Here is a 13,077-nt window from a genome sequence, read left to right on the forward strand (position 1 = left end):
GCGGGCGCTCCCGAGCCACGAGGCCATCCTCGCGCCGACTTTACGGATTGACACTTCCGGCTGGCGGCCTATCCCTTGGGGAAGAACCTGAGCCGGGTGCCTCCGGGCGCTATGGCCGGCCTCAATACACCGCACCGGACACACGATAAGGGGACACGACCGTGACCAACGCACCCGCCGCCACCAACGCTTCGGCCGCCTCGCAGACCGCCGCCGGAACGGCCATCTGGATCGCGCTCATCGCGGGCCTCACCGTCATCGGCAGCTACGGCTATGCGTGCGCCGCGCCGCTTGCGGCTGTCGCTGCCCTCGCCGCCCTCAAGATGGAGCGCACGGACGGCCTGATCCTCGTCGGGCTCGCCTGGGTCATCAATCAGGCGGTCGGCTTCCTGCTGCTCAACTACCCGCACACCGCCGAGACCTATCTCTGGGGTGCTGCCATCGGCTTCGCCGCATTCGTCGGCTACTTCGCGGCACGCGCGGCTGCCCGCGCCAACGTCCCGGCCCTCGCCGGCTGGGTGGTCACGTTCCTGGTCGCGTTCGCCGGCTATCAGGCCGCTCTCTACCTCGGCGGTCTTGCCTTCACCGATCCGTCGAGCGGTTTCACGTCTGCAGTTGTTGCGGAAGTGTTCGCGATCAACGCCGTGGCCTACGCCGGCTTTGCCCTCGTCTATCGTGCGGCGGTCGCGCTTTCGGTGATCGCGCCCAAGCGGCGCGCTTCGGCTCAGGCAACGCCGTCCGCCGCCGTCTCGGCGTAAGGCCAAGAACGCAGTGCGGCGCTATCCCGCTCGCCGCCTGATCTGCCTCACCGAGGAGACGGTCGAAACACTCTATCTCCTCGGCGAACAGGACCGCATCGTGGGCGTCTCCGGCTATGCGGTGCGCCCACCGCAGGTGCGCAAAGAAAAACCGCGCATCTCGTCGTTTCTGTCGGCCGACATCGACCGCATCGCGGCGCTCGAGCCCGACCTCATCCTGGCGTTCTCGGACATCCAGGCCCAGGTGGTGAGCGATCTCGCCCGCCGCGGCCTGCCCGTCTACCTCTTCAATCAACGCAACCTCTCCGGCATCTTCGCGATGATCCGGACGCTCGGCGCGCTGATCGACTGCCCGGACAAGGCCGAGGCGCTCGCAAGCGGTCTCGAGGCGCGCGTCCGCGATGTCGCCAGCCAAACGGAAAGCCGCACCCACCGGCCACGCGTCTACTTCGAGGAGTGGGACGACCCGATGATCTCCGGCATCGGTTGGGTGTCGGAGCTGATCGAGATCGCGGGCGGCACCGACATTTTCGCGGATCTCTCCACGCAGGCCGCCGCCAAGGACCGGATCGTCACCTCGGAGCAGGTCATCGCGCGACGCCCGGACGTGCTGCTGGCGTCGTGGTGTGGGAAGAAGGTCCGCACGGACAGCTTCAAGGCGCGCGAGGGTTGGGATGCCGTGCCGGCGGTGGCGGCTGGGCGGATCGTGGAAATCAAGTCGCCGCTGATCCTGCAGCCTGGGCCGGCCGCCCTAACGGATGGCCTCGACGCCATTCGGGCCGCGCTTGCCTGAACGGCGCGTTACGCTACGGCGCAACCGACATCGTCATCGGAGCGGAGCTGACCTGCTCGCCGCCGTCGAAGGCGCCCTCGTCGCGGTTGTAGAGATCGTTGCGGAACTGCACGACGCCGTTCTCCGACCACGCCGTCAGATAGACGAAATGGACCGGCACCGCGGCAGGCGGCTTGAGCGTCGCCCGCTGCCCGCCGGCGATGGCGGACGCGAGCGCATCCTGCGTCCAGCCGTTCTGGCCGGCCAGCACCCATTCCGCCAAGGCCAGATAGTTTTTCACGCGGACACAGCCCGCACTGAAGGCGCGCTCGTGCTGGTCGAACAGCGTCTTCATCGGCGTGTCGTGCATGTAGACGATTTCTTTGTTCGGCATGTCGAAGCGCATCGTTCCGAGCGCATTGTGCGGGCCGAAGTCCTGCCGGAAAACGTAGCGTTCGGCCTCGGGCCCCCACCAGTTGACGAGCGCCGGATCGATCTCCTCGCCGCCGAAGGACGAGAAGACGCGGATATGCTCTTTGTACAGGTAGGCCGGGTCCTTGCGGACAGCGGGGATGAGCGCCGCGCGCGCGATGGACTGCGGCACGTGCCAATAGGGCAGCAGGTTGACGGCCTGGATCGAGGCGCTGATGGTCGGCGTGGGCGTGGCGCGCTTTCCGGCAACGGTGCGGCTTGTCAGCTCGACGCGGCCGCCGGCGATGGCCTGCAGCTCGAAACTCGCGGAGTTCATGAGCACGAAACGGGGCGCCGACAGTTTCGGCATCAGCTGCTGCATGCGCCCGAGATTGAGCTCGAGCTGGCGAACGCGCGTTTCAACCGGCACGTTCAGGATTCGCTGCGTGATGCCGTAGACGATGCCGTTCGGCTCGACGCCGTTGCGGAGCTGGTAGCGTTTCACCGCCGCTTCGAGGGCGTCGTCGAACACGTAGGAGTTTCCGCCGCTGCGCAGATCGCCTGTCATCTGGAGCTGGCGACGGAGGGTCGCGACGTTGGCGTCGCTATCGCCGAGCTTCAACGTGACGCGGCCCGGCAGGGCCGGCCAGCCGCCCGCCTGGGCAATCGACCGGTAGCTGGCGATGGCGTTGCTCATCTCGGCCATGCCAGCCGGGCTTATCCACGCAATCGAGCTCGGCTCCGGGGGCGGGATGCGCTGCCGCTGCGCCTCGGCCGGCGCGGCCAAACCGAGCGCCAGCGCACAGGCGGCCAGGATCGCCGCCGCGCCGATCCGCGCCTTGCCGAGGTTGCGAGAATGGATTTGACGCATGTGGACCTGTTGTCCCTTGAATCCCGCCAAAGAGCGCCTCGCCTGAGAGGGCCGCACCGATACGCGCCTCACCACATCGGCGGCGCGGACAAGATGCCGCCGCGCTTCCACAGGGCGTTCAGCCCGCGCTCCATGCCGAGGGGACTTTCCTTCCCGACATTGGCCTCGAATATCTCGCCGTAGTTGCCGACCGCGGCGACCGTCTCGCGCAGCCATGTCTTGCTGAGACGAAGTTTCTCGCCGCTCGCGCCCGCGCCTTCGACGAGACGCTGGGCGTCGTCGTTCAACGGATCGGTCGTTGCGGCGGACGCGCGGTCGAGACCGACTTCCTCCGCGTTGACCAGTCCGGCGAGCGTCCAGCGCACGATCTCGGCCCATTCGTCATCCGACTTCAGGACGACGGGACCCAGAGGCTCCTTCGAGATCACTTCCGGCAGGATCGCGTGCTTGTTGGGCTCGGGCAGCGAGGCACGGAACGAATAGAGCGCCGAGCGATCGCCCGAGAAGGTGTCGCAGGCGCCGGATGTGTAGGCCTTCAGCGTTTCGTCGCGGGTCGGAAACGACATGACCTGCGCATCGATCTCATGAGCCTTGAAGTAGAAAGCCATGTTCTTTTCCGTCGTCGTACCGGCCTCGACGCAGACTTTCGAGCCGTTGAGCTGTTGGGCCGAAACAAAGCCGCGCTCGTCGCTCGTCATGAAGCCCTGGCCGTCGAAATAAAGAATGCCGGCGAAGCGCAATCCAAGATCGACCTCGCGGTTCATCGTCCACGTGGTGTTGCGTGACAGCACGTCGATCCTGCCGCTGGTCAGGGCGTCGAAGCGTTCGCTGTTTTCGAGCGGCACGAATTCGGCCTTGTCGGCATCGCCGAAAACCGCGGCAGCCAGGGCGTGGCAAAACGTGACGTCGAGGCCGGACCAGACGCCCGTGTCGGTTCTGGCGGAGAAGCCAAGCAGACCGGTGTTGACGCCGCAGATCAGTTTGCCACGTGCACGAACCTGATCGAGCTTTCCGGTTCCGCCCGCAGAGGGCGGCACCGGAAGAGCTCCGGTGGTTTCCGGCGGCGCGGGTGCGGCCACGGATTCAGGCGCCGTCATCGCGGGAGCAACGGGGGCGGCCGGCTGCTGGGCTTCTGCCTTCGCGGGTTCGTTGGCCGCGGGAGCGCCCGGCGCCGCCACGGGCGTGGCCGCGTCGACGGCCGCGCCGTCTTTCGGTGTCTCCGCCCGGCAGCGGCTCTTCGGGACCGTCGTGAACTGGCCGGGCCCATCGCCGTCGTTTTTGCACGTGCACGGTCCGCGCGGACCGTCGCGCAGGGCGCACAAGCGATAGGCGGCATCGGACGGGCCGGCGGAGGCAACGGAGAGCGCCGCGACGAGGCTGGCACTCAGCGTGGCGACGATTGTGCGTCTCGGCATGTGATCTTTCCCCACCGGCGGCCGTTGCGGCGTAACCCTTTCGGGAACTTACCGCTTCTGACGGGATATCCAAGCCGCATCGCGCCGCCGCATTTACGTTCAATGGATGTTCTCGGCATGCGTCATGCACGCATGTATCCCGCGCGCTATCGTACGCGCGATTGGCACGGGGAAGTGGCGGGACATGGCGCACGATCAAAGCACTGGTGGCGATCCTTCGCCCGCGCACGCGCTTCTGCGCCGCATCGTCGCCATCGAGCCGGGCGAAGCCATTGCGGCGACCGGATCCTTCATCACGTTCGCCCTTGTGCTGGGCGGCTATTACCTGATCCGGCCGGTGCGGGAAAATTTCAGTGCCGAAGCGACAGCCGATCAGCGCCAGCTCTGGTTTCTCCTCGTTTTCCTGGTGATGCTCGCAGCCGTGCCGCTGTTTGGATGGCTCGTGGCGCGGTTCTCGCGCGCGTTGATCCTGCCCGCGCTATACGCGGTGTTCGTCGCGATCATGCTCGGCTTCTGGATCGCGTTGCGGGCGGGCGCGGGGCCGCAATTCAGTGGCGCGTTCTTCGTGTTCGGCAGCGTGTTCAACCTGTTCGTCGTGTCGCTGTTCTGGATCCTGATGTCGGATCTCTACGACAGCGCGCAGGCAAAACGGCTCTACGGGTTCATTGCGGCCGGCGGGACGACGGGGGCCGTGCTCGGGCCTTTCGCGGCGAGGGGCCTGGCGCCGGTGGTCGGGCAGGAGAACCTGCTGCTCGTGTCGGGGCTCGCGCTGCTCGCGGCGGCGGCGCTCTCGATCTGGCTCAGGCGCGCAACGCAGCCCGCGACGCTTGCCAAGGACAACGTGGCGGACGCGCCGCCCACGCTTCGCTCGCTCCTCTCAGGCGCGGAACGCGTGGTGCGCGATCCCTATCTCCTGCGCATTGCGCTCTACGTCCTGATCGCGAACCTTCTCTCGACGTTCTTCTATCTCGAGCAAGCGCGACTTGCGGGCGAAACGATTCTCGACGCAACGGCGCGCGTCCAGTTCTTCGCCGAACGCGATCTGATCACAAGCGTGCTCACCGTGCTGGTGCAGGTGGCGCTGACCGGGCGCATCATGTCGCGCCTCGGGATTGGCGCGGCGGCCGCGGTGCTCCCCGCCTTCACGCTGGCGGGTCTCGGCCTTTACGCCGCGATGCCTGAGTTGCATGTCGTGGCCGCCATCATGGTCGCCGAACGCGTGGCAGCGTTCGCCTTGTCCAATCCGGCGACCAAGGTGCTGTACACCGCGGTCGGCGTCGACGAACGCTATAAGGCGCAGAACTTCATCGACACCGTGGTCTACCGGGGCGGAGACGCGCTCTCGGGCGCGGTGTTCAATGGTTTGACGAAAGCAATGGGTTGGCCCCTCGCCGCGGTCGCAGTCGCATCCATTCCGCTTGCCGGCGCGTGGCTTTGGATCGCATCGCGTTTCGATAAGGCCCTGCGCGAGCGCCAGGACATGGCCCGCTAATTCGCCTGTCATTTCAACTTCCGGGCCGAAATGACGATGCAACGGTATTGTTTTTGTAAATATCATTCGTCGTTTATCCAATCAAATTGAACACACTACATTTACCATTATCAGGCAAAACTTCCCTAGCAATTATTGCTTGCGTACTCGGCTCTTGCGCCGCTGCGCTCATGCAACTTGCGATGTGCGCATTTTGCTTTTCGGGGATCAACGGGGCCATGGCATTCCTTTCGCAATTCCGAGTTTTGACCAAAATCTTCGCGGTTATCGGTGTAATGGCGGCGGTCGCCATCACGATCACCTATTTCGGGACCACCTCTCTTGGCAGCCTCAACGCTGCAACGGACCTCATGGAGAAGAAGGCTGGCGGCGCGCTGCTCGCGGCCCGGCTCACGCGTGACGCGATCGCTCTCAATCGCGCCGAATACATGCTGGCCGCCAATCCCACGCCCTCGACTCGTACAGAGGTTCGCAAGGCGGTCGATGCGGATCTCAAGCAGTTCAATGAGAAATTCGACAAAGTAAAGCAGAGAACCAGCGAAAAGGACGCGGCTCATATCGCGGCCATCGAGGCTGCGTTTGCCGCGTATAAAACAGAGCTGAACGATACGTTTGCCGTTGCCGCCGGAGTCGCCGACTTTACCGCGACCGCAGAGGTCGTGAAGCTTCAGCAATCCGTAGCCGCGAGTGCAACGAAGGTGCAGGCCCTGCGTGACTCTTTAGCGGACCTCTTTGGAGCGCTGGACGCCGAAGTCAGCAGCTTGTCTGCCGCGGCGACCGACGAGTACAATCGGACCGTCCGCATGATGCTGATCGTTGCCACGGTCGGCATCGGTCTTGGCCTCGCGATGGGCTTCGTGATCAGTCAGTTCGGCATCGTCAAGCCGCTCCGCGACATGGTGCGGGTGCTGCAGAACCTTGCTGCCGGCAATTTCCAGGTGGACATCGCCGGGCAAGAGCGCGGCGACGAAATCGGCGAAGTTGCCAGAACCGCCGTCGTCTTCCGCGACAATGCGGCCGACAAGATCCGGCTCGAAGAAGAGCAGAAGGCCGCCGAGTTGCGCGCCGTCGAAAATCGCAAGGCCGACATGCGCAAGCTGGCGGACTCGTTCCAGGGCGCCGTCGGCAGCATCGTCGATGCGGTCTCCCGGGCATCGAGCCAGCTCGAAGGCGCGGCCACGTCTCTGACGACCACTGCCGAGACAACGCAGCAGCGTTCCGGGATGGTGGCTGCCGCTTCGGAACAGACCTCGGTCAACGTCCAGGGCGTGGCAGCGGCATCCGAGCAACTCGCCTCGACGGTCACCGAAATCGGCCGGCAGGTGCAGGAGAGCAGCAACATTGCCGCGCAGGCCGTCCATCAGGCCTCGAAGACGAACGACCAGGTCACGCAACTGTCCGAGACGGCAAACCGGATCGGCAACGTGGTCGGGCTCATCAACACGATCGCGTCGCAGACCAACCTGCTCGCGCTCAACGCCACCATCGAAGCGGCGCGCGCAGGCGACGCCGGCAAGGGCTTCGCCGTCGTCGCTCAAGAGGTCAAGGCGCTTGCAGCGCAAACCGCCAAGGCGACAAGCGAAATCGCGGCTCAGATTTCCGGAATGCAGACGGCGACTGGCGAAGCCGTCAACGCGATCCAAGAGATCACGACCACGATTGCAAAGATGTCCGAGATCTCGGGCGCCATCGCTGCGGCCGTGGAGCAGCAGTCGGCCACGACGCAGGAAATCAGCCGCAACGTCATGGAAGCGGCCAAGGGAACCAGCGAAGTCGCCATGTCGATCACGGACGTGAGCCAGGGCGCGAGCGACACGGGGACGGCGTCGGCGCAGGTGCTCTCGTCGGCACGGCAGCTGTCGTCCGACAGCCGCTCGCTGCGCGAACAGGTCGACAGCTTCCTGCGCACGGTCCGCGCCGCCTAGAGCCGTTCCGCTTTAAGTGACATCGCGATTACGGCATCAGAAATCGGCGGGAGGGGACAGCTGTCTCCTCCCGTTTTCTGGCGTCGTCACCGGCTCGCGCACACGCTCGTGCAGGCATCCCTCTTGATTTGCCCATGCGGTTTGCCCATGCGGGCACACCGATATCGCTCCTTTTTTTGAGATGACGTGAAACCCTACTTAGGGGGTTGCCGTTTTCTCATCAATGGCACCGGACGGCTCGCCTCACCCGAGCCGCCGTCGAGGAGCCGCTATCGCAAGAAAGGACAGATCATGAGAGCGATCACACGGGCCGGCGTGGCCCTGACGGCCGTGCTTGCCGCCGCTTCATTCACCGCCACCGCAGAGGCCGGCAGAGGCTTCGGGCACGGTGGATTTGGCGGACACGGTCACAGTTTCGGCCATGGCCATCATGGCTTCGGCCATCATCACGGCGGTTGGGGCCGCGGGCTGCGGTTCGGCGTCTACGCACCCAGCTACGGCTACTACGACGATTATTATGACGGCGATTGCTATCGCGTTTACCGGCGCGGCCGGTACCGGACCATCTGCGACTAACCGCGAATTCTACCGGTCGCGGAGCCCCGGCGCTTGCGCCGGGGCTTTTTGCTGTGAAGCATGCGTGCTGCGTTGTTATTCGAAACACGGCGGCGTCGGATCCTCTATGCTCCGGAAGTGAACACAGCGCGGCGGGCGGCGACCACTGCGCCGTCTGCGGTTGCCAATTCGACGCCGGTTTCCGGCGCCGGTTTTCGTCGGTGGTGACGCGGGCGATGTCGCGGCGCGTAGAAGCGTGCATGAAGCGCGCGACACGCCCGACGGGCAAAGGCTTGTTTCCGGCGCACGCGACACTCATCTAAAGGCCACGCAGCGCTCGGAAAAATCGGGAGTCGATGATGACCAAGAACCCGCACCGGATTTCGGGGATCGACAGCGAGGAAGCGCAACCGGCGCACATCAGCACGAAGCCCGCGCCTGCCGAAACGTTCGACCAGAAGCCGCATATGGCCAACCAGCCGTTCAGCGGCTCGCGTCAGCCGGCACAGAGAAAATCCGTCACCGGAGTTGCGACCTACAAGGGGCCAGCCGGCGGCTGGGGCGCCCTCAAGGCGGTCGCGCGCGCGCTCAGCAGCGAAATGGCCGTACCGCGCGAGGTGAAGGGTCTCCTGACCATGAACCAGCCGGCCGGCTTCGATTGCCCCGGCTGCGCGTGGCCTGACCCGCGGCACACCTCGTCGTTTGAATTCTGCGAGAACGGCGCCAAGGCCGTGGCCTGGGAGGCGACCAGCAAACGCGCTACGCCCGAATTTTTCGCCGCTCATACGGTTTCAGAGCTTTGGGAGTGGTCCGATCACGCGCTCGAAAGCGAGGGGCGCCTGACGCATCCGATGGTCTACGACCACGCCACGGACAGGTTCCAACCGATTTCCTGGAACGATGCGTTCGAGCAGATCGGGGCCGCGCTCCAGGCTCTGCCCGATCCGAACATGGCGGAGTTCTACACCTCCGGCCGGACCTCCAACGAAGCCGCATTCCTCTATCAGCTCTTCGTGCGCGAGTTCGGCACCAACAATTTTCCCGACTGCTCGAACATGTGCCACGAGGCGACGAGCGTCGGGCTGCCGGACTCGATCGGCGTCGGCAAGGGGACGGTGACCATCGAGGATTTCGACCACGCGGACGCGATCTTCTGCATCGGGCACAACCCGGGCACCAATCACCCGCGCATGCTGGGTACGCTGCGAGAGGCGTCCAAGCGCGGCTGCAAGATCGTTGTGTTCAATCCGCTGCGGGAACGCGGGCTCGAGCGGTTCGCGGCACCGCAAAATCCATTCGAAATGGTGACCCTCGGATCGACGCCGATCGCCTCGTCCTATTATCAAGTCGGCATCGGCGGCGACGTGGCCGTGCTCAAAGGCATGATGAAAGCGCTGATCGACAAGGATCGCACGGAGGTCTCGGCCGGCCGCGCGGGGCTGCTCGACCGGGACTTCATCGCCAACCACACGCGCGGTTTGGAAGACCTCGTGTCCGATATTGACGCGACCAGCTGGCCGCTGATCGAGAAATTCTCCGCACTCACGCGGGCTGACATCGAGGCGGCCGCAGACGTTTACGCCGAGGCCGAGCGCGTCATCATCTGCTACGGCATGGGGATCACACAGCATCGTCATGGCACGTCGAACGTGCATCAGATCGCCAACCTGCTGCTTTTGCGCGGCAACATCGGCAAGGAGGGCGCCGGGATCTGTCCGCTGCGAGGCCATTCCAACGTGCAGGGCGACCGCACGGTCGGGATCACGGAGGTGCCGTCGAAGGACCTGCTCGACAATCTTGATCAGGTGTTCGGCTTCCGCGCGCCTCGCGAGAAGGGCCACAATGCCGTCGCGGCCATCGAAGCCATCGAGAACGGGCAATCGAAGGCGCTGATCTGTCTTGGCGGCAATCTGGCCGTCGCCATGTCCGATCCGGACGTCACATTCGCCGCCATGCGCAAACTCGATCTCGCCGTTCACATCGCGACCAAGCCCAACCGCTCGCACCTGCTGCTGGCCAAACAGAGCTTCGTGCTGCCGTGCCTCGGGCGCACGGAATTGGACATCCAAGAAACCGGGCGGCAGAGCGTGACGGTCGAAGACTCCATGGCGATGGTGCACGCCTCGTCCGGCGGGCTCAAGCCGGCCTCGGAGCTGCTCAAATCCGAACCTGCCATCGTCGCCGAACTGGCGCTGGCAACCCTGCCCGATACCGTCGTGCCCTGGCAGGCGCTCGTCGCCGATTATGGGCGCATCCGCGATAAGATCGAAGCCGTGTTTCCGGATTTTTCCGACTACAACGCGCGCGTTTCCGAGCCGGGCGGCTTCCGCCTCTCCGTGCCGGCCTCACGGCGCGTGTGGAAGACGCCATCGGGCAAGGCCGAGTTCCTCGTATCTCCCGGTGTCGAAGAGGATCCGCGGTGCGAACAGGCGGGTGCTCTGCTGCTCGCTACCGTCCGCAGCCACGATCAGTACAATACGACGATCTACAGCCTCGACGATCGCTATCGCGGCATCACGGGCCGTCGCGATATCATCTTCATGAACGCTGCCGACCTGACGGCGCGCGGTCTGCAGCATGGCGACGTCGTCGATGTCGAAACGCTCTGCAACGAGGACGAAGCGCCGCGCACGCTGTCCGGTTTGACGGCCGTGGCGTTCGACATCGCGGCGGGATCCGTTGCTGCGTATTATCCGGAGGCCAACAACCTCATCGCCATCGACAACTACGACCGGCGGAGCGGCACGCCGTCCTACAAGTCCGTACCCGTTTCTGTGAAGCGCGCGGCGGCGTAGCGAGCGGAGGGCTTCGGTCGGCCTCGCGGCCGTGCAGCCGCCCGCGAACAGCGGCCGATCGAGACGCCATCGTGGCTGCGGGCGGCACGCCAACGTTCGCGGAAGGTCAATCGGCGGAGGCCGCTACCCACGAATTGCCATTGACTCAAAACGTGTCTGGATGCCCCTTAACTATACGCAATACTGCTATTTTTTGGCGATCAGCGGCGCGCGATTTGGATCGCCGGGTTACCCATTAAGTTGGGAACGTTTTTCCAATTTCGTACTCGGGCACTCGGTCGTTCGGTTGACGTCGACTCTACGTACTTTGCGCTACCTCTCGGAAATTGGGAATTTTCTGGCTGTGTAATCCACACCTCAAAACCAAGCGTGAGTGGCTTATCGTGACGAGCTGCCCTGACCACTCAACGAAGCGCCCTGATCACTCCACGAAGCGCCATGCGCTGGCGACGGGCGGCCGTCATGGCTGACGATTGGAGCAATGTTTTCAGCTGGCCGCTCATCGCCATCCACTCAATTTTGACGCCCGACGGCAAAGTGCTGACGTTCGGCTCCAACCAAAGCGGACAGCAGGGCGCGCAGCTCTACTACGACGTGTTCGACCCGGTCACGAACACGCACAACACCCTCACCCACACGACCGCCACAGACCTTTTTTGCTGCGCCGCCGTGATCGTGCCGGGGACAGGCGAAATTCTGTTGGTGGGTGGAGACGCGCGTCCTCTCGGCTCGACCAACGCTGGCGTGCCAGATGTGAACATCTATCGCTATCAAGACACCAGCATCCAAGCCTCTCCCACTGGGCCGATGGACTTCGCGCGCTGGTATGGAACGGCAATCTCGCTCCCGACCGGCCAGGTGTTCGCCATTGGCGGCAGCGACGAGACCTATAAGTACAACGGGTACTCGGAAATCTACACGCCGGGCCTCGGCTGGCGCACGCTGACCGGCGCCTATATCGACGAATACGAAACCTCGTCCAACTATCCGCGAACGTGGGTCGCTTTCGACGGGCAGATCATCACCTTCAAGCCCGGCGACCCGACCGTCTATGCGATAGACCCGACCGGAAGCGGATCGGTGCACGCCGTCGCAGAACTGCCGTTCACCACGGCGTGGTGGCAGCCGGCGGTCATGTTCGACGTGGACCGCGTGCTGATCCTGGCGAACGACGGCTTTGCCTGGATCATGGATATCAGCGGCTCCACGCCGACGTTCCAGCGCACCGACGCCGTCGGGCTCGACCGAATTTGGTCGAACCTGACCGTGCTGCCGGACGGCAGGGTGCTGCTGACGGGCGGTAGCTCGGTCGACGCGTCAAGCAACAACACACTCACCAATCCCAACTACACGGCCGCCATCTGGGATCCGGATACCGGCGATTGGACCATCGGCGACAGCGCGACCGTTCCCCGCCTCTATCACTCGACGACGCTGCTGCTGCCGGACGGAACGGTTCTGTCGCTTGGCGGCGGGGCGCCCGGGCCAGTCACGAACCTCAACGGAGAGCGCTATACGCCGGACTATCTCTTCGACGCCTCGGGAAATCCCGCCGTGAGGCCGGTCATTTCCGGTGCGCCCGGAGAACTTCACGCGGGCGACACCTTCACGATCACGGTTACCGGCCCTGACTCGATCGACACATTGGCTCTCCTCGCCTTCGGCGCCACGACGCACTCCTTCGATATGTCTGCACGAAGGATCGAGCTTCATTTCACGACGCTGGCAGACGGCACGTTGTCGGTCGAACTGCCTGACAACGCGAACGTGCTCACGCCCGGCTATTGGATGCTGTTTGCAATCGACGACGACGGAACGCCGTCAGTGGCGTCGACCGTCCACATTCAAGTCGATCAGCCATTCTATTTGCCTGGCGCAACAAAACTGAACCTGGGCGTCGGTCTCGAGACGAACGGCAGGGCGGCGTACGACGGATACTCGGATACGCTCGTTCTGACGCCCAACGGGGCCAACAAATCCGGCAGTGTGATGTCGGAAACGCGGGTCGACCTCAGGAGCGCGTTCTCGATCTCGTTCGAGATCAACGTCGGAGCGAACGACGCCGCATCCGACGGTTTGGCCT

General features: G+C 64.4%; 9 protein-coding genes. 7 read left to right on the top strand and 2 right to left on the bottom strand.

Translation table 11 applies throughout. The features are described from left to right. Positions 1 to 161 precede the first annotated feature (161 nt). Positions 162 to 758 (top strand): hypothetical protein, encoded by a 597-nt coding sequence (locus ACTIFK_RS02885; protein ID WP_439541528.1) that lies wholly within the window; start codon positions 162 to 164, stop codon positions 756 to 758. 13 nt (positions 759 to 771) lie between these two features. Next, positions 772 to 1,551, top strand: a complete 780-nt coding sequence (locus tag ACTIFK_RS02890; RefSeq protein WP_439541529.1) for a cobalamin-binding protein — start codon at positions 772 to 774, stop codon at positions 1,549 to 1,551. Between the two features lie 13 nt (positions 1,552 to 1,564). Here ACTIFK_RS02890 and ACTIFK_RS02895 read toward each other — a convergent pair whose 3' ends face one another. Both ACTIFK_RS02895 and ACTIFK_RS02900 read right to left on the bottom strand, forming a co-directional pair. After that, positions 1,565 to 2,812: a L,D-transpeptidase family protein gene (locus tag ACTIFK_RS02895; RefSeq protein ID WP_439541530.1), complete on the bottom strand. Its 1,248-nt coding sequence runs from the start codon at positions 2,810 to 2,812 to the stop codon at positions 1,565 to 1,567. 68 nt (positions 2,813 to 2,880) lie between these two features. Further along, the gene (locus ACTIFK_RS02900) at positions 2,881 to 4,227 is read right to left on the bottom strand and encodes an amino acid ABC transporter substrate-binding protein (RefSeq protein WP_439541531.1); all 1,347 of its coding nucleotides are present in this window, start codon (positions 4,225 to 4,227) and stop codon (positions 2,881 to 2,883) included. A 184-nt stretch (positions 4,228 to 4,411) separates the two neighbouring features. On the opposite strand from ACTIFK_RS02900, the gene ACTIFK_RS02905 reads away from it, so the two are divergent. The 5 genes from ACTIFK_RS02905 to ACTIFK_RS02925 all read left to right on the top strand — a co-directional run. Next, positions 4,412 to 5,719 carry an NTP/NDP exchange transporter gene (locus tag ACTIFK_RS02905; RefSeq protein ID WP_439541532.1) on the top strand — a complete coding sequence of 436 codons (1,308 nt, stop codon included), beginning with the start codon at positions 4,412 to 4,414 and terminating at the stop codon, positions 5,717 to 5,719. Positions 5,720 to 5,937: 218 nt separating this feature from the next. Further along, positions 5,938 to 7,644: a methyl-accepting chemotaxis protein gene (locus tag ACTIFK_RS02910; protein ID WP_439541533.1), complete on the top strand. Its 1,707-nt coding sequence runs from the start codon at positions 5,938 to 5,940 to the stop codon at positions 7,642 to 7,644. A gap of 291 nt (positions 7,645 to 7,935) precedes the next feature. Beyond that, entirely contained in the window at positions 7,936 to 8,220 is a 285-nt protein-coding gene (locus tag ACTIFK_RS02915; RefSeq protein ID WP_439541534.1) for a hypothetical protein, read from the top strand. Between the two features lie 446 nt (positions 8,221 to 8,666). Continuing rightward, a complete protein-coding gene (locus ACTIFK_RS02920) occupies positions 8,667 to 10,994 on the top strand; it encodes an FdhF/YdeP family oxidoreductase (protein WP_439541552.1) in 2,328 nt (775 codons plus the stop codon). Between the two features lie 438 nt (positions 10,995 to 11,432). Then, positions 11,433 to 13,077: galactose oxidase-like domain-containing protein (locus ACTIFK_RS02925; RefSeq protein WP_439541535.1), on the top strand; the 1,645-nt coding region annotated here is incomplete at its 3' end.

The sequence above is a fragment of the Hyphomicrobium sp. genome (genome assembly GCF_051860585.1).
Taxonomy (GTDB): domain Bacteria; phylum Pseudomonadota; class Alphaproteobacteria; order Rhizobiales; family Hyphomicrobiaceae; genus Hyphomicrobium_C.

What these genes read in the sequence shown, in the direction of transcription:
- ACTIFK_RS02900 (WP_439541531.1), bottom strand. Translation starts at nt 4,227, where the DNA reads ATGCCGAGACGCACAATCGTCGCCACGCTGAGTGCCAGCCTCGTCGCG.
- ACTIFK_RS02910 (WP_439541533.1), top strand. Translation starts at nt 5,938, where the DNA reads ATGGCATTCCTTTCGCAATTCCGAGTTTTGACCAAAATCTTCGCGGTT.
- ACTIFK_RS02895 (WP_439541530.1), bottom strand. Translation starts at nt 2,812, where the DNA reads ATGCGTCAAATCCATTCTCGCAACCTCGGCAAGGCGCGGATCGGCGCG.
- ACTIFK_RS02905 (WP_439541532.1), top strand. Translation starts at nt 4,412, where the DNA reads ATGGCGCACGATCAAAGCACTGGTGGCGATCCTTCGCCCGCGCACGCG.
- ACTIFK_RS02920 (WP_439541552.1), top strand. Translation starts at nt 8,667, where the DNA reads ATGGCCAACCAGCCGTTCAGCGGCTCGCGTCAGCCGGCACAGAGAAAA.
- ACTIFK_RS02915 (WP_439541534.1), top strand. Translation starts at nt 7,936, where the DNA reads ATGAGAGCGATCACACGGGCCGGCGTGGCCCTGACGGCCGTGCTTGCC.